Source organism: Bifidobacterium sp. LH_743, from assembly GCF_056355775.1.
This window is the reverse complement of sequence record NZ_JBKESZ010000001.1, coordinates 283,146-299,224: the sequence shown is the minus strand read 5'-3', so window position 1 is coordinate 299,224 and position 16,079 is coordinate 283,146. Positions and strand designations below refer to the sequence as shown.

Below are 16,079 nucleotides of genomic sequence, written 5' to 3'. Positions count from 1 at the left end.
TTTTCTCCCATGGCGTCCCATAGTGCAATATTTCCCCTATCTCCACGCCTGCAGGGGAGTACAGTGTAAGTTGATTCTTTTTCTCAAATCATCATTTTGCGAAAGGGCGCTCTAATGACGGACCCCAACCAATACAATCCACAGGTGCCGCAACCGACGCCGCAATACAACCAGCCGAATTACGGCCAGCAAGCTCCGCAATACGGAACCCCCGATTACAGTCAGGCGCCGTCGCCGCAATACGGCGATCCGACCTACGGACAGCAGCAGTACGGACAGGCACAGTACGGCCAGCCTCAGTACGGTCAAGGCCCGTCCGCCAACTACGGACAGCCGGCACCGGCTCCGCAGGCCGGCGACAGCTTCTTCGCATTGACCGCGCCGCTTGACATGCCAGCTTACGGCTGCAACATGGGCGAGGCGGTCGTCCGCTTCTTCAAGAAGTACGCGGTGTTCAAGGGACGTGCATCCCGCGGCGAATTCTGGTGGTGGATTCTCGCCAACTACATCATCGTCTTCGCTCTCGGTTGCCTCTTCGGTCTGTTGGGAACGATCACCGATTCCGACGCCATCTCCACCATCGACGATCTGGTCGGCACCCTCTGGGGGCTTGGCACTCTCGTGCCGACCCTCGCGCTCGGTGTGCGCCGTCTGCATGACGTCAATCTGCGCGGCACCACGCTGGCCATCATCTACGGAGTCCAAGTCGTCGCGATGATCATCCTCATCATCGGCCTGGTCTTCATCGGTGGAGGTGCCATAAGCGCTCTGAACGGCAGCAGCGGCAATCTGGCCGCCATCGGCATCGTCATGTCCATCGTCGGCGTTCTGGCGATGTTGGGCTCAATCATCACCTACATCTACCTGATGGCCAAAAGGACCAACCCCGAGGGCGCACGATTCGACGATCCGAATACGGGCACCCTTCCATACCCCAATGGCATGGCACCCACCAACGACCCTTACGCAGCGCCACAGCAGTACGCCGCGCAATACAACACAGCGCCACAGTACAACGCAGCCCAGCAGTATGACGCGGCGCCTCAAAACGACGCTTACCAGCAGTACGCCGCTCCCGCCGCGCCAACGACGCCGGTAGCACAACAACCGGCAATGCCACCCATGCCGACGGCTCCGGCCGCCGACCCGTATGCGGCGCAGGCCGCCCAATACAATCCCGCGCCGCAACAGTACGCTGCCCCCGCGGTGCCGACAGCTCCGGTAGCACAGCAGCCGACCATGCCGCCCATGCCGGCCGTCCCAACCGTGCCAACCGTCCCGCCGATGCCCGCCATGCCCCAGGCGCCGGCCCAGTTCCAAGAGCCGTATGGAGCCGCTCCGACGGAATCGAACACCCCGGTAGAGCCGAGCGTCCCAACGGAACAAAGCGCCCCGACCAACCCGACCAACCCGGACGCCCCGGCGGATGACAACGACCAGCAGCGCTGACCGGTGTCCATCGCAATAATGAAAAGCGCATGACGCGCACGTAAACGCAGAATCCCGGCTCCTGCCAATCGCAGGAGCCGGGATTCGTCATATAGGAAGCAGAAAAATAGGACGGAAAGAAACGGAAACCGTCTATTCGCGCGGCTTCGAACCCGTGCCGGCGGTCGCACCGGAATTCGAATCGGCCGAATCATCCTTCGTCAGATTGAATTTCTTGGCGAGCGCCTCCTTGCTTCTACGCTCGTCCTCGTCTCTGGCCTCCTGCTCGGCCTTCTTCGGGTCCCACCGCAGATACGAGGCGTGCTCCGCCCATTCCTGCCCGGCGAACATGGCGAGGTACCGTACCGTGGCGACGAAGGTCTGCGGGCAGAAGGAATTGGAGAATACCGGCTCGCAGTCGCCGAATCGCCGTGCGGAATCGCGTAGCTCGATCAGATAGCCCAGCTGCTCCGCGGTGACGAACGTGTGCGGAACCGCCAACTGCTCGCGCAGGCCGTTGACGTACAGCAGCACCGGCAACGCGCGAATGGCTTGCTCCTGCTGGTCGTCGACGTCGTGGCACATGAGGTTCAGCAAAGCATCGCCGACGGTCACCGAAGCCAGATACCGCCGGGCAAGCACATCGCGGTCCACAGTGGCGGACTTGCACAGTCCGGCATCCTCCGCAACATCGTCATCAATCTCAAGATCGGAGGTGTCGCGCATCGTCCGCGCCACGCTGGCCATCACTTCACGGATCCCCTGTTCGACACGGTCCTCTACATCGATGCCAAGCGTTCTGGCGGCTTCCATGAACAGGTCGGCGCCGTCGACGCCATGGTAGGACGACAGCACATCGTAGGCCTGATTGGCGCTCATCAACGCATGCATGACGTCCCGATCGCAGCCGGGAATCACATCCATGCCCTCGTACGCGGCCTCCGCGACGGACTGCTCGATCTTTTCGGAACGCTTCAGCAACGTCTGCGCCATCATGCAGGAGAAACGCACTTGCAGATCCTCCGCGTAACGCGCGTCGTTCTCCAATTCCTGAGCCGTCTGCAGCGGCCACATCTTGACCAGATCGATACCCAGATCGATGGCGGTGGCGACCACATGCGAGGCAAGCATCGAAGTGACCGTCTCCTGATCAATCACGAAAGGCATGCATCCTCCTTGTATGTCCGAATCGTATGTCCGAAGTCGTGTGTCCAATCGGACGGTCGGCATCGACCATCGCCGGTCGCCGTCGACTGCCCGTTCCTTACGCTCACCTTACTCGACGCCCGCCGCGGGGTCCACATATGTGATGGACAGCACTTTTTTGGTGTCGCAATCGTACGTGATGGAGGTGATGGACGCGAGCGCGGTGTGGCGCAACATCATGTTGTGTTCGGGATGGCCGGTTTCCAGCATGTGGCGATAGCTCCAGATGGGTGATTCATGGCTGACCACCACAATCTGCTTTCCCGGGTATTCGTCGACTTTCTCCAGCGCGAAGTCCTGCATGCGGTGCGCGATCGATTGGTAGCTTTCGCCCCAGCTTGGCTTCCACAGGTTGCGCACCAGCTTCCAGTTGCCGTTTTTCCACAGCGCGCCTTCGCCGAAGCCGATGCGTTTGCCGCGGAATTCGTTGCGTGCCTCGATCAGGCGCTCGTCCGTCTTGAGTTCCAGCGGCCGCTCGTCGCGCAGGCCGCGCACCGAGTTGAGCGATTCGAGGATTTCTCCGGCGGTTTCGCGCGTGCGTTCCAGCGGTGACGAATAGACGGCGGACACGGTGTTCAGCTGCGGGCTGACGGCGATGTAGTGCGCGGTGGCCTGCGCCATGCGGACGCCCAATTCCGACAGGTGAAAGCCCGGCAGGCGCTCGTACAACAGGTGTCCGGGATTCTCCACCTTGCCGTGGCGTACGAAATGGATGGTTGTCGCCGGCATCTTGGCCACCTTTCCTATGGCGGGCCGGTCCGTTTCGCCGGTGTCCCGGCTGCTCCGCGGTTCGGTCAGCCGCCGGCCCTCTGTTCTTGCATACCTACGCAATCCTACGTAGACCATCCAACCGAATCGAATATCGTTTCCCATGCCGACGTGCCGCGTGTCACGACGGTACCTGCGCATAGAGTGTTCCTTGGTCCACAAAGACGCATAAACAACACGCAACCCCCATACTTTCCCCTGCTCGGCATGCCAGCTGCGTCAATCGATTGACGCATTGCGATCGCCAGGCGGGAAGGCTATGCGCGGAAGCGGTTCACCAACATTATTTCCAGGGGTAAGCATCATCAGCCCACGGCGACGCAAAGCCGTGGACGCGGCAAACAAAACCGTGAGCAGAAAGGAGCGGCGGAGCATGTCCAATACTGTCCTCGCCAGCGTCAAGGACGCCGGCCAACGTCTTTTCGGAGGGTACGCGGAGCTTCTGCGCATACCACACACCGCGCGCTTCTCCATCGGCTCGGTGATCGCCTGCATGCCGTTCCCGATGGTCGGCATGACGATCACGATTTCCGTGCAGCATTACTACGGCAACTATTCGCTGGCGGGCGCGCTGACGGCCGTGCAGGCGATCGCGCTGGCCGTGGCGAGCCCGGTGCTCGGCAAGCTGGTCGACAAATTCGGTCAACGGCAGGTGTCGATTCCCACAATCATCGTGTGGATGGTGGCGGCGATCGCGCTGGTCTCCTGCATCACCGCACGCGTGCCGTCGTGGATCCTGTTCTGCATAGTGCCGTTCATGGCCGCGATTCCGCCGTGGGGCGCGATGAGCCGTCAACGTTGGACGACGCTGCTCAAGGGTGATGCGGAGAAGACGAACCGTGCGCTGTCGCTGTCCGGCGTATTCGACGAGTGCATGTGGGTTATCGGCAATCCGCTGGCGTCCACCTTGGCCGTGATCTCCGGACTGCTGGCGTTCTCGTTCACCGGCATGTGCGTGGTGATCGGCGCGCTGATGTTCCTGACGGAGCTTACGACCGAGCCGAAATCGCAGACCCAGCTGGCCCGCGAGGCGGGCATGACCCGCAAGGAGTACCGCGAGCGCGAGGCCGCCCGGTCCAAGGCGCTGCAGGCCGAGGCCGCGGTGGAGTACGCGCGCGACAAGGCGCGTGCGGAAGGCAAGACGGCCGCTGAGGTGAAGGCCGCGATGCAGAAAGCCGAAGCGGATATAAAAGCCGGTCGCAAGGAATCGATTTGGGGGCCAGGCCTGATCGCCGTGTGCGTGACGTGGTTCGGCTTGGGGGCATTCCAGTCGGCCGCCAGCATTTCGATTGTTGCATTCGCCACGGAAGCGCATATGAAGCAGTACACCGGTTTCGTGTTCTCCTGTTTCTCGCTCAGCTCGCTGATTGGCGCACTTGTGTACGGCGCGAAGAATTGGAAGATTCCGCTGTGGAAACGTTTCTACTTCTGCCTTGCGGTGGTGAATCTGGGCATCGGCTCATTCATGTTCGCTAAGCATCTATGGGTGATCATGATCATCTACCTGTGCATCGGTGTTTGCCAGTCGCCGACGTGGGTGAACGGCAACCAGCTGATGCTGCATTTGGTCCCGCCCACACGATTTACAGAAGGCATGGCTTGGATGGGCGCGATGAATTCGATCGGCGGTTCGGTGGGCTCCGCGATCGCGGGACAGTTCATCGACCGCATGGGCTCGCAGGGCGGCTTCATCGTGGTGACGGCGTTGGCATTGACTTCGCTGGCAATCGCCATGCTCGGCTTCAAGCAGATCAAGGAATCCACGGAGCAACCGATGCTCACCAGCGTGAGCGTGTGACGGAGCATGTGCCGGATGCCGACGGGTAACCGGCAGGCACGGCAGACAATCCGCATAACGAAAAGCGCGTCCGAATCGCAATGGATTCGGACGCGCTTTTCGTTACCCCGTTATTTGGGAGTTACTTCGGCCAGCCCTTGGGCGTATGTTCCAGCGACCACACGCCGAGCTTGTGCGAGAAGCTGTTCTCCCACTTGGCCTCCAGCTCTTCGGGAGTCAGGCGGTTCTCCTGCTTCTTCAAGCGGTTCATCGCATTGGTGTGCGTATCGTCCAGCAGCCACTTGCGGGTCAGGAAGTTCCACACCATCACCACGGCGGTGGCGATGAGCTTGCCCACGTTGGTGCGGATCAGGTATTCGGTGCTCTGCGACACGTAGGCATCGTGGTTCATGCCGTACGTGGAGATCCAGATGATGGCGTCGTTCATGAACAGGCCGATCACCGCGCCGACCACGAAGATGACGATCTCCATCCAACGCGCCATATCGTCGCGATGCTTGAACACGACCTTCATGCTGGCCACGTAGTTGAAGATCAGGGAGATGATAAAGGAGATGGTGGCGGCGAGCACATTATGCATGTGGAACAGGCCGACCAGAAGATTCAGGATGCCCCAGTCGATGATGAAGGCGATCACGCCCACAATGCCGAATTTCATCAGCTGTTCAATCAGTTTTTTCACACAGAATATTAAACACGCGCACGCAGACCACCTAGACTTGGGTGACGAAGGACATTATTTTCCAACGATTGCAAGGAGCAGCAATGCCAGTCATTCACACGCATGTTTCCGTTTCCACCACCCCTGAGCAGCGCGAGGCGCTGAAGGCCGCCTACGGCAAGGCCATCACCGCAGTCCCCGGCAAGTCCGAAGGCTGGCTGATGTGCCCGTTCGAAGACAATATGCCGATCTACTTCGGCGGCGACGACTCCAAGCCGGCAGCCTATGTGGAGGTGAACGTGTTCGGCCGTTCCGTGCCGGGTTCCGCCTGGGAGAAGCTGACCGAGCAGATCATGGCCGCGCTGAACAAGGAACTCGGCATTCCGAAGGACCGCACGTACATCCGCTACACCGCCACCACCGACTGGGGATGGAATGGTGGGAACTTCTGACGAAGTTCCACCGGCAGCCGCCAATTCGGCTATTGATGGCAGATTGATGTCTCTCTCGTAGGACAGTTCGCCTACTTATGGCAGCCAAAACCAGATAGGCCAAGTATGGGCCTTGGAATTCCAGGTCTCATACTTGGCCTATCGCCGTTTCAGTGCCACAAACAAGCCACTTAGCTGTTTTTGGAAAGCGTCAATCAACGCTCATGGCGCAATCTCGGCTTCTTCGCATTGCCGCCACCCACCTGATCAACCGAGATCCGTCAAATAACCGTCAAATAAAAAATCGTTGGAAAATGGCCGTTTTGCGCGACTCGACCACCATTTTCCGGGTTACTCGTCAAATAAACGTAACTATCAGACCCAAGCCGGAATGTATTCCATCTTCTTTTTGGAAGCCGCAGTATCAACGGGTTTGATCCGACCCTCATCCACGCAATCGCGAATCAGACGGGAGATCTGCGAGGAATATGACTCGTCCAAGCCGAACCGATTACGCAAAGACGAATTGGTCAAGCAAGTTCCATCCGCAAACTGGATACACGCATGCCAATAGCAGGAATCCCTGCGCTCCGCCATGCTGAGCTCCGCATACGGCCGATACTGGGAAAGTCGCACCATCATACTCGCATTGTCAATGCCATCGGATTGCTGTACAACCGGCGAAGGCAAATGCGCGGCCTCGCAGGAATCGATGATCTTATCCCAGCCGGACCCCGCCTCCTCACACATGTGCAAGCGGCGTGACAGCTCCGCCAGCTTCGGATTACGCGTTTCGGGCGGATCGTTGACCAAACGTTCGACGCGAATCAACGAATTCCCCGGATTGGAGAACTCCACGCGGTTGTCGAAAATCTCCACAAGTGGTCCGGAACCACGGGACGTAAGATCCTGGTGAATCAGCATATTTGCAAGCAATTCGCGAATGGCGATCGGCGGGTAAGCCGTATGCGTGACGCGCAAGGCACGGCCAATCGTCTCGGACTCAGGCAGCCAAGGCTGCAGAAAAGCAACCATCGCATCCATATCGGCATAACCATGCCTATACGTCTGGGTACGGGAAGGCGAGGATTTCCGCACTCCCTCATACTTGATGACGCGCAGGGCCTTACGCGCGACGGTAGGGAACCGCTGCATATCGGTCGCGAACAGCAGCGCCCCAAGATTGGTGATCGCATATTGGCCACTATCCAAGGTCTTGATCAGGCCATCCGCCTCAAGATAATGAAGAATCGCATCTCGGCTGGACGGCAACGGCGTATTGGTCTGCGAAAAGTAGACATTCCAATCCAACAACGACAAGGCTTCTTCGGCGGTAAGCCACTGGTCCGCGATCTGCTCCTCGAACGATTCGGACTTGGTCACCTCCCATAAACGCCGTTCGCGTTGCGAATTCCTAGCCAACGGCTGCGTGGAGGTTCCGGAACGGACGTATTCGGTTCCGTCGAAGGAAACCGGGTAGCCGGCAGCCGGCCAGATGCGCAGAATCACCATGCTACAGCCCTGCACTTCCACCGGAATGAAGCTGAATTCCGCGTTCTTGGAAAGCTTGAGCCGAAGCCAAAGCTCCAATTCCTGCCCCTTATGCTTGGCCGCAAGCGGATTGAACGAAGTACCGACTATCTTGTGAGTGGAATCATCCACACCCCACAGCATGTAGGCATAGTCCTGCCCCTCCACAGCAGCGGCATTGGCTAGAGCGGAAATGTCTTTGCCGATCATGAAGGCATCGTCATTCGATTGCTTGAATTCAATAGTCTGCGATTCCGTTGAACGAGCGACAAGTTGCTCGACAAGCTTAAGAAGATCTTCCGGCATACCAACCCTTTCGGCTCTCATAATGCGATCCGACTCCACCCAGTTTAGCTGAAGTCAACCGCAATTCGTCAAATAACCGTCAAATAACCGTCAAATAAAAAAACGTTGGAAAATAGCCGTTTTACGCAACTCGGCCACCATTTTCCGGGTTACTCGTCAAATAAGCGCAACCAGCGAACAACCAGCGAACGACGTGTACAAACAAAAAGGCCGCCGGCCCGAACGGGACCAGCGGCTTTGAAGCTCGCACAAGCCGGAATCAGACGATCTTCGGCATCGGAGTGGTCAGGGAGGTGGTGAGGTTCACATGCACCAGACCGGCGCCCGCATGCACCTCAACCTTCTTCAGAGTGACGGTGCGCTCGCTTTCCGGAGCGCGGTCGTTGTCGGTCATGGTGGCCGGGGACTTCACCGCCACCAGAGCGAGCGAACCGAAATCGACGCCCGCGCTGGCGCACAGCTCCTGCGCGGCCTTCAGCGATTCGGCGAAACCATCCTTCAGCACCACGCGATCGGCCGGAACGCCATACGCATGCTCGGCCACCCAACGCACGTTCTCCACCAGAGCCATGCCCTTGTGGCTGTGCGGTTCGGCCGGCATGGAACCGTTCATCACGGCATCAGCGAACGCGTCGAGCTGCGAGGCCAGCGCGTCGCCGCCGTCACGGTACAGGTTGCCGATGATCGGATCGCGGAACTCCAGTTCCTTGGCCGTGGCCTTGAGCGCCGGAATCTGATCGTCCTCGCCATCCCACAGGTTGATAAGCGGGAAGGTGGGGATGTCAAGGCCTTCGAGACGCTGCACGTGGAACGGGTAACGCCAGGCCAGGTCCGGATCGTCGCGCCACGTGGAGGCACGGGTCACGACGATGGCCGCGGACGGCCACTGGGCGCCGTATTCGCGGCAGGCGATGTCCAGCCACTTCTGCGCACCGGCATCGGTGCCGTAGCCGGCCTCGACGATGACCACATCGTGCAGCGCGCAGGCCATCTCCACGGAGACCAGCGTCGGGATGCCGATGGACACGTTGGCGAACGGACCGCCATGCACATACACCGGGGAGCCGTTCACCGTCTCGGTCTTGGCCGGCTTGACGGCGTCGCCCAAGATGCCGGTGATGCGCCACAGGTCGATGAATTCGCCGAAGGTCACGGCCTTGCCGTCCTTCGTGCCGGCGATCATCTTGGACACGCGCTCGGAGATCTCATCCATGGAACGGGACAGCACGACGATCTGCATGAGCTCGCAGGTCGGGGTGAGCACCACACGCTCGGGCACGTCGCCCTTGCCACGGTCCACCGCGATCTGACGCAGGGAGCGGGACGGCACTTCGGAGACGCGCGGCACGAGGATGGTGTCCAGCTTGCCCTCGTCCACGGCCTTCTCCGCGAAGGAGACCAGCAGGTTCTGGGCCGCCTCGATGGCGCCCATCTCGCCGCACAGACCCCAGTCGATCAGCTCCGGGTGCGTCAGGGAGGCCTTGCCGCCACCGGAGGCGCCGCCCTTGGAACCGGCCGCGGTGATGCCCATGCTCGGCTGGCGCAGCACGGCGGCCGCGTCGATGCCACGTTCACGCAACGCGTCGATCAGCGCGATCGTAGTGGTGGTCTTGCCTTCGCCGCGGGACGCCTTCAACGGGGTATCGGCGGTGACGAGGACGACCTTGCCATGCTTGCGCGGCGCATCAGGATTCTTCTTCAGGTAATCGAGATAGCCGAACGCATCAATCTTCTGCACCAGACCGTACTGGCTGGTGAAATCCTCAATGCTGGTCACTGGGTTCCTTTCTTGGGAAAGCAATCCGCCGGACGCTACGCCGCGCACGCGATACGCATGATGCGCGCTTCTTGCGCGCGACGCAGACCCGAGCGGAAAAGCAAAGACAACGGTCATTCTAATAAGCCCGCATTACCAATGGAAAACCGGCTCCCGCACAACGGACGCGCGCCGGCCGTCATGTGGAACGGTCGGCGGCGAACGTCGTATGGAAGCCGGAATCCATATATGCGCAGATACCTGCGGAAACCGTCAGAAGTCAGACATGTGGAAGCCGTTCTTCATGTTCATGCTGGTGGTGTAGAGCACGGAATCGAGCAGCTTGTCGGTTTCCTCCTTGATCTGTGCGGCCATGGTCTCGTTGGCAGCGGCGAGCACGTCGCGGGCTTCGCCGTTGCGCACGGCCTTGATGACCTCGTCCGGCTCCAACGGCTGCACGTCGCCGTTTTCGTCGTCCGTCTCGAATTCGTCGGACACGCCTTCCACCAGGCGGGCGATCTGCTCGTCGGTGGCGGCAACCATGCGGTGGCCCATGCCGCCGGTCTTCTCCTGGTAGCGCTCGACCGCGTTGGCGGTGTCGGCGAAGCTCGCGTCGCACAAGGCTGCGATGATGCGGTTCTCCCAGTAGAAGTTCTCGGAAGTGACGCGCGTGGTGGTGTCTTCGAGATACTTCGGCGTGGAGTCGACGTTCGGATAGAACGGCACGAGCGTGTTGAACGGGTTGGAACCGTAGGCAATCCACTGGATGGCGCGGTTGGCCTGCGGACGGTACGGGCGGATCTGCATGACCGCGAGCTGGCTCTGACGGTTGATGCCGATCGGGCGGAACATATGGCGGGTGCGCTGGTCGCCGAGCTTGCCGTACGGATCGTACGGGGTGCCCTGATAGTGGGAGCTCAGCACGTACTTCACATCCTCGATGGTGATCTTGCGATCGGGCTGGCGAGCCCACGGAATGTCGTCCGAGGTCGGCTGGCGGTCGGCGTCCTGGCCGTCCCACTGCTCGTCGTACGGGTTGAGGAAGCGCTGCATGTACCAGGCGCGCGGCGTGTTGTAGACGTGGTCGGAATCGGAGTGGGAGCCGAAGGCGTCGCGCGGGTTGAACGGGGTGACGTTCTCCACGGACAGGTCCAGATGGTTGCGTTCGATGAACTCGCCCAGATCCGCGGAGCACATGTGCTCCTCCTGATCTCCGAGGGCGTCGTCGAGGTCGAATTCGTCGATGCCGAGCTGGTTCGGCATGGTCACGTACGCCTCGTCCGGCACACGCTTGGCAATCCAATGGTGGCCGCCGACGGTTTCGAGCCACCAGATCTCGTTGACATCGGAGAAGGCGACGCCGTTCATCTCATACGTGCCGTACTGCTCGAGCAGTTCGCCGAGACGGGTCACGCCCTCGCGGGCGGTTTTGACGTACGGCAACACGAGGGTGAGGAAATCCTCCTCGCCGATGCCGCCGGGCACTTCCGGCTCGTAGTCGTCGGCACCGGGCTGGCCCTTGGCCGGGGTGAGCTCCACGAACGGGTCGGCGCCAAGCACACGCTCGTTGGTGGTGAGGGTTTCGGTGGCGCTCATGGCCACGTTCGCCTCATTGACGCCGGCTTCGCCCCAGATACCCTCCTTCAGGTCAGCGTTCGGCACGGCCGTGTACTGCAGCGGATCGTCCGGCAAGTCGATTTCGATGTGGGACAGCACGCTCCTGTAATGCTTCGGCTGTTCCTCGGGCTTGACGACGACGAAACGCTTCGGGCAGAATTCGCCGTTCGCGCTGTCCTCATTGCGGGCGATGATGGTCGATCCGTCGTAGCTCGCGTCCTTGCCGACCAGAATCGTGGTGCATGCCATGTGTTTGCAATTCCTTTCGATGGTGTTGCTGATAGGTGTTGCCTATACGTGTGTTTCATGCGGTTCGCACGGCGATATGCGGCACACGTGCGATACCGGTTTTGCAAGGCCGGCTGCGATCAGGCCTTGCCGGTCAGGAAGACGCCGCCCTGGTCCGCGATGGTGCCGGAGGTGCGCAACGCGCGCTCCATCTCGTTGAGCCAGAAGCCCTGGTTGAGTCCGGCAAGCGGAGCCGTGGTGCCCCATACGTGCAGATAGTAGTCGTGGTCCTTGTCAGGCGGGCACGGCCCGTTATAGCGCATGGTGACGGCCGGGTCAGTGCTGCGTCCCTTGAGCAGCGGCGACGCGGCGGAAGTGCGACCCTGCACCGTTTCGGGAATCATCGCGGAAACCGTGCGGGAGAAATCGGCTGGAATCGCCAATGCGTGGGAATCGTTGAAATCGTACATCAGCGCGTCCACGGGCAGGTTGGCGAGCGCCCAATGGTTCCATTGGAAGCCGCATACCGGAATGGAATCGGGATCGACGAATTCCCAATGCAGGAACTGCACGGCAGGGTCAAGCTCGTCGATGTAGAAGGGGAAGGAAACGATCGGAGTGCCGTCGATGCGATTCTCAGGCGGCGCCGTCTTGGCGAACGCGTCGGGAATGACGGTGAAATCTGCGGAAATCTTCATATCTCCAGTATCGCGCATACCAATGTACAACGCGTCCGATTCGCCGGAAACCGAAAGCCTGCAACCGAAAACGACCCCATCCGTGCGGCAATCGCACGAAACGGGGTCGTTTCCGGGAAACAGGGCCTATCAGAACCTTGGAAACATCGTTCTCATAGGCACAGATGCATGTGTCGAAACCCTGCGGCCGCGGGAATCGCAGCCGCAAAGCCCAGACACAGCCGAGTGAAGGAAAGAAGGGAAATCACTCGGCCGGCTTGTAGAAGTCGCCGTTGAGGGCGGCGGCCGCCTTGGCCTTGGCCTCTTCGAAGGTGACTTCGGCGAGGGCCGCGCGGACGTCGTCCAGCGCGACCGGGGTCATGGACAGGGAGTTGACGCCGAGGCCGGCCAGCACAACGGCCAGATCCGGATCGGCCGCGGCCTCGCCGCACACGCCCACCGGCATGCCCTTGGCGTTGCCCGCGTCGCAGATCATCTTGATGGCGCGCAACACCGCCGGATGCCAGGCGGTCTGGTAGTTGGCCACGGAGCCGAGGGTGCGGTCGGCGGCGAGCGTGTACTGGGTCAGGTCGTTGGTGCCGATAGACACGAAGTCGGCCACGTCGGCCACCTTGTCCGCCATGAGGGCGATGGACGGCACTTCGGCCATCGCGCCCACGAACTTCAGGCCGAAGCTCTTGCCGAGCTTGACGAAGTAGTCGGCCTCATGCTGGTCGGCCACCATCGGGGCCATGACCCACAGGTTGGCGTCGGTGGCAGCATCCGCGGCGGCGAGCGCCTTGAGCTGGCCTTCGAGCACGTCCATGTGGGCGCGCAGGGTGCGCAGGCCACGCAGGCCGAGGGCCGGATTCGGTTCGTCCTCCGGGGTGAGGAACGGCAGCGGCTTGTCGGCGCCGGCGTCGAGCATGCGGATCACGACCTTCTTGCCCGGGAACTGGCTGAGCAGTTCGGTGTAGGCCTTGGTCTGCTCTTCGACGGTCGGCGGTTCGGAGTTGCCGATGAACAGGAATTCGGTGCGGAACAGACCCACGCCTTCGGCGCCGTATTCCAGCGCCTTCGCGGCGTCGGACGGCTTGCCAACGTTGGCGAGCAGCGGAATCAGGTGTCCGTCCTTGGTGGAGCCCGGCTTGCCGCGCAGCTCCTTGGCGGCGGCGGCACGGGACTTGGCGGCTTCGGCGGCCGCGATCTCCTCTTCGGTCGGATCGACCGTGATCTCACCCTTGGCCGCGTTGACGATGACGTTGGTGCCGTTCTGGAGATCTTCGGCTTCGGCGGCGGAGACGACCGCCACGATGCCGCGTGCGCGCGCCAGGATGGCGGTGTGGGACGTCGGGCCACCCTGGGAGGTGACGATGGCCAGGGTCTTGGACATGTCGAGCGCGGCGGTGTCGGCCGGGGACAAGTCTTCGGCCACAAGCACGAACGGGGTTTCGCTGGTCGGCAGGCCCGGTGCCGGGGCGCCCATGAGGTCGGCGATCACACGCTGGCCGACGTCGTGCAGGTCGGCGGCGCGCTCGGCCTGGTATCCGCCGATGGCGCGGAACATGTCCTCGACTGCGGCGAAGCCTTCCAGCACGGCGCGTTCGGCGGTCTTGCCCTGGTTGATGAGGTCCTTGATGGACTGCGCGAGGGACGGATCGGAGGCGAACATGGCGATGGCCTGCAGGATCGGGGCGGCCTGCTTGGCGCCTTCGTCTCCGTTGGCGGCCTCTTCGGCGCGACGGTTCAGATCGGCGTTGACGAGGGCGAGAGACTTTTCGACGCGGGCGATTTCGCTTTCCGCGGAGACGCCTTCCGCACGCGGAGCGTCCGATGGCTCCGGAAGCGGGGCGGCCATACGAATGACCGGGCCGACTGCGACGCCACGACCGATACCAACACCCTTGATGTTCATGGGAACTCCCTTTCCTGTTTCCTTGGAAAAAATATTGGATACGCAAACGATTGCAGGATTACACCTGCCATGCGCATGAGTTACTGCAACAATCCCCACCGTCTTCGCCGGTAAATCGTTTTCAGCCTGCAATCAGTATACACAAAATTTCCGCAAAACAAAACCGGTAAACGTTTTCTGTGTTGAGCGAAATGTGTTACACTTATTCGTAAGAAAAGCAGATGCCGGCCATTGCCGCGCAAATGCAATCGATATGCAAAAATCGATATCCATCGACGTGTAAATATCGAGCAAATATCGAAATACCAAGCGTAAGCGCAATCAAACACCAACCATTGAAGGAGTCCATCATGGCAGTCCGCAATCTCGTCATCAACGATCCGGTCGGCATCCACGCCCGTCCGGCCGCAATGTTCGCCCAGGCCGTCACCGCTTCCGGCCAGACCGTGACCATCGCCAAGGAAGGCGGCAACGCCGTCCCGGCTGGTTCCATCCTGTCCATCATGGGCCTAGGCATCAAGCAGGGCGACACCGTGGTCATCAACGTCGAAGGCGACAACGCCGAGGCCGTGGCCGACAACCTGGCCAACATCCTCGTCAACGCCGAGTGACGTTTCCGTCGCCGACATTCCAAGGTTTTGCGACCGCCCGCCGATTCGACGGGCGGTCGTCCTATTCTTGATGGGTCTTTTGATTCCGGGCTCCCGATTCAGGAAGGAACGATGCACATGGCAGGCAGAGCCGACGGCGGCAGCTCCATAACCAACGTCGCGGCGATGGCCGACGTGTCCATCGCCACCGTCTCCCGCGTGCTGTCCGGCAAGCGAGGCAAGGACGACGACATCGCACGGCGCGTGCGCGAAGCCGCCAAACAACTCGGATACTCGGTCAACTACGCGGCCAGCGCGCTGCGCAGCGACGTGACCAAAACCATCGGACTGGTCATTCCCAGCGCAACGGAAGCGTTCGCCGCGCAACTGCTCGACACGATCGAACCGACCATCGACGTGGAATCGCAGCAACTCCTGCTGGGCATCGGCGCCGCGCAGGAAACGCAGAAGGAACGCATCGAATCGCTGATCGACCGTCATGTGGACGGCCTGATCGTGGTGCCCGCACCCGGGGCGGACCATGCCGAAACGCTCGATCGCCACGCGGACGCATTGCCGATCGTGCAGATCGGCGGACGGCAGACCTCGCCGCACGTGTCCGTGGTCGGCATCGACGAAGGTGTCGCGATGGAGACGGTCATCCGGCATCTCGCCGAGCAGGGCATCGCATCCGTCGCATACATGGCCGGTGACGAGCTTTCCTTCGAATCGGCGGAGCTTTTCGCCATGTTCCATACGTATCTGCGCACGTACGGGCTCACCACGGACGAGGATTGGAACCGGTTCGGCGCATGCACGGTGCAACGCGGATTCGATTGCGCCATGCGGCTGTTCAACGGACCGATCGTGCAGCCGGAAGCCGTGGTCTGCGCCGACGACACGATCGCGTTCGGCGTGATGGTGGCGCTGAACACACTGGGCGTGCGCGTTCCGGAGGACGTGCTGGTGGTCGGCTACCACGACTCCCCCATCGCACGCACCACCATGCCGCAGCTGACGTCGATGCGCGCGCCGTTCGAACGCATCGTGTCGGAATGCCTGCGATTGCTGGCGTCCAAGCAAACGTACGACGTGGACGAGCGCGCGCCGCGCATCATGCTCGCCCCGCGGCTCATCGCGCGCGGATCCTCGACGCTTCGCAGCTGAA

General features: G+C 61.1%; 13 protein-coding genes. 5 read left to right on the top strand and 8 right to left on the bottom strand.

The window, feature by feature from the left end:
- Nucleotides 1–114 precede the first annotated feature (114 nt).
- Nucleotides 115–1,449 (top strand): DUF805 domain-containing protein, encoded by a 1,335-nt coding sequence (locus AC1ATL_RS01160; protein WP_476567837.1) that lies wholly within the window; start codon nucleotides 115–117, stop codon nucleotides 1,447–1,449.
- 132 nt (nucleotides 1,450–1,581) lie between these two features.
- On the opposite strand, the gene AC1ATL_RS01155 is transcribed toward AC1ATL_RS01160, so the two are convergent.
- Both AC1ATL_RS01155 and AC1ATL_RS01150 read right to left on the bottom strand, forming a co-directional pair.
- On the bottom strand, nucleotides 1,582–2,595 hold the full coding sequence (locus AC1ATL_RS01155) for a hypothetical protein (RefSeq protein ID WP_476567835.1): 1,014 nt from the start codon (nucleotides 2,593–2,595) through the stop codon (nucleotides 1,582–1,584).
- Nucleotides 2,596–2,703: 108 nt separating this feature from the next.
- Nucleotides 2,704–3,363, bottom strand: a complete 660-nt coding sequence (locus AC1ATL_RS01150) for a histidine phosphatase family protein (RefSeq protein ID WP_432624074.1) — start codon at nucleotides 3,361–3,363, stop codon at nucleotides 2,704–2,706.
- Nucleotides 3,364–3,775: 412 nt separating this feature from the next.
- Here AC1ATL_RS01150 and AC1ATL_RS01145 point away from each other — a divergent pair, with 412 nt between their 5' ends.
- The gene (locus AC1ATL_RS01145; protein ID WP_281775639.1) at nucleotides 3,776–5,200 is read left to right on the top strand and encodes an MFS transporter; all 1,425 of its coding nucleotides are present in this window, start codon (nucleotides 3,776–3,778) and stop codon (nucleotides 5,198–5,200) included.
- Between the two features lie 121 nt (nucleotides 5,201–5,321).
- Here the strand turns inward: AC1ATL_RS01145 and AC1ATL_RS01140 are convergent, their stop codons facing one another.
- Nucleotides 5,322–5,858, bottom strand: coding sequence for a GtrA family protein (locus AC1ATL_RS01140; RefSeq protein WP_026646565.1), 537 nt, complete (start codon nucleotides 5,856–5,858; stop codon nucleotides 5,322–5,324).
- A gap of 107 nt (nucleotides 5,859–5,965) precedes the next feature.
- Here AC1ATL_RS01140 and AC1ATL_RS01135 point away from each other — a divergent pair, with 107 nt between their 5' ends.
- Entirely contained in the window at nucleotides 5,966–6,313 is a 348-nt protein-coding gene (locus AC1ATL_RS01135) for a phenylpyruvate tautomerase MIF-related protein (RefSeq protein WP_026646566.1), read from the top strand.
- 354 nt (nucleotides 6,314–6,667) lie between these two features.
- Here AC1ATL_RS01135 and AC1ATL_RS01130 read toward each other — a convergent pair whose 3' ends face one another.
- From AC1ATL_RS01130 to ptsP, 5 genes are all read right to left on the bottom strand, one after another.
- Nucleotides 6,668–8,128, bottom strand: coding sequence for an ATP-binding protein (locus AC1ATL_RS01130; RefSeq protein WP_432624316.1), 1,461 nt, complete (start codon nucleotides 8,126–8,128; stop codon nucleotides 6,668–6,670).
- Between the two features lie 259 nt (nucleotides 8,129–8,387).
- Nucleotides 8,388–9,905: a formate--tetrahydrofolate ligase gene (locus tag AC1ATL_RS01125; protein ID WP_476567831.1), complete on the bottom strand. Its 1,518-nt coding sequence runs from the start codon at nucleotides 9,903–9,905 to the stop codon at nucleotides 8,388–8,390.
- Nucleotides 9,906–10,157: 252 nt separating this feature from the next.
- On the bottom strand, nucleotides 10,158–11,750 hold the full coding sequence (locus tag AC1ATL_RS01120; RefSeq protein ID WP_476567829.1) for a C69 family dipeptidase: 1,593 nt from the start codon (nucleotides 11,748–11,750) through the stop codon (nucleotides 10,158–10,160).
- Nucleotides 11,751–11,869: 119 nt separating this feature from the next.
- The gene (locus tag AC1ATL_RS01115; RefSeq protein ID WP_432624313.1) at nucleotides 11,870–12,427 is read right to left on the bottom strand and encodes a YbhB/YbcL family Raf kinase inhibitor-like protein; all 558 of its coding nucleotides are present in this window, start codon (nucleotides 12,425–12,427) and stop codon (nucleotides 11,870–11,872) included.
- Nucleotides 12,428–12,671: 244 nt separating this feature from the next.
- Nucleotides 12,672–14,321 carry a phosphoenolpyruvate--protein phosphotransferase gene (gene ptsP / locus AC1ATL_RS01110; RefSeq protein ID WP_026646570.1) on the bottom strand — a complete coding sequence of 550 codons (1,650 nt, stop codon included), beginning with the start codon at nucleotides 14,319–14,321 and terminating at the stop codon, nucleotides 12,672–12,674.
- A gap of 350 nt (nucleotides 14,322–14,671) precedes the next feature.
- Between ptsP and AC1ATL_RS01105 the strand changes: the two genes are divergently transcribed.
- Nucleotides 14,672–14,932 (top strand): HPr family phosphocarrier protein, encoded by a 261-nt coding sequence (locus tag AC1ATL_RS01105; RefSeq protein WP_432624312.1) that lies wholly within the window; start codon nucleotides 14,672–14,674, stop codon nucleotides 14,930–14,932.
- Between the two features lie 117 nt (nucleotides 14,933–15,049).
- Nucleotides 15,050–16,078 (top strand): LacI family DNA-binding transcriptional regulator, encoded by a 1,029-nt coding sequence (locus AC1ATL_RS01100; protein ID WP_476567826.1) that lies wholly within the window; start codon nucleotides 15,050–15,052, stop codon nucleotides 16,076–16,078.
- Nucleotide 16,079: the final 1 nt, after the last annotated feature.

Bases quoted from the DNA above. Each gene is read 5' to 3' on its own strand.
- AC1ATL_RS01160 (WP_476567837.1), top strand. From the start codon at position 115: ATGACGGACCCCAACCAATACAATCCACAGGTGCCGCAACCGACGCCG.
- AC1ATL_RS01155 (WP_476567835.1), bottom strand. From the start codon at position 2,595: ATGCCTTTCGTGATTGATCAGGAGACGGTCACTTCGATGCTTGCCTCG.
- AC1ATL_RS01150 (WP_432624074.1), bottom strand. From the start codon at position 3,363: ATGCCGGCGACAACCATCCATTTCGTACGCCACGGCAAGGTGGAGAAT.
- AC1ATL_RS01145 (WP_281775639.1), top strand. From the start codon at position 3,776: ATGTCCAATACTGTCCTCGCCAGCGTCAAGGACGCCGGCCAACGTCTT.
- AC1ATL_RS01140 (WP_026646565.1), bottom strand. From the start codon at position 5,858: ATGAAATTCGGCATTGTGGGCGTGATCGCCTTCATCATCGACTGGGGC.
- AC1ATL_RS01135 (WP_026646566.1), top strand. From the start codon at position 5,966: ATGCCAGTCATTCACACGCATGTTTCCGTTTCCACCACCCCTGAGCAG.
- AC1ATL_RS01130 (WP_432624316.1), bottom strand. From the start codon at position 8,128: ATGCCGGAAGATCTTCTTAAGCTTGTCGAGCAACTTGTCGCTCGTTCA.
- AC1ATL_RS01120 (WP_476567829.1), bottom strand. From the start codon at position 11,750: ATGGCATGCACCACGATTCTGGTCGGCAAGGACGCGAGCTACGACGGA.
- AC1ATL_RS01115 (WP_432624313.1), bottom strand. From the start codon at position 12,427: ATGAAGATTTCCGCAGATTTCACCGTCATTCCCGACGCGTTCGCCAAG.
- ptsP (WP_026646570.1), bottom strand. From the start codon at position 14,321: ATGAACATCAAGGGTGTTGGTATCGGTCGTGGCGTCGCAGTCGGCCCG.
- AC1ATL_RS01105 (WP_432624312.1), top strand. From the start codon at position 14,672: ATGGCAGTCCGCAATCTCGTCATCAACGATCCGGTCGGCATCCACGCC.
- AC1ATL_RS01100 (WP_476567826.1), top strand. From the start codon at position 15,050: ATGGCAGGCAGAGCCGACGGCGGCAGCTCCATAACCAACGTCGCGGCG.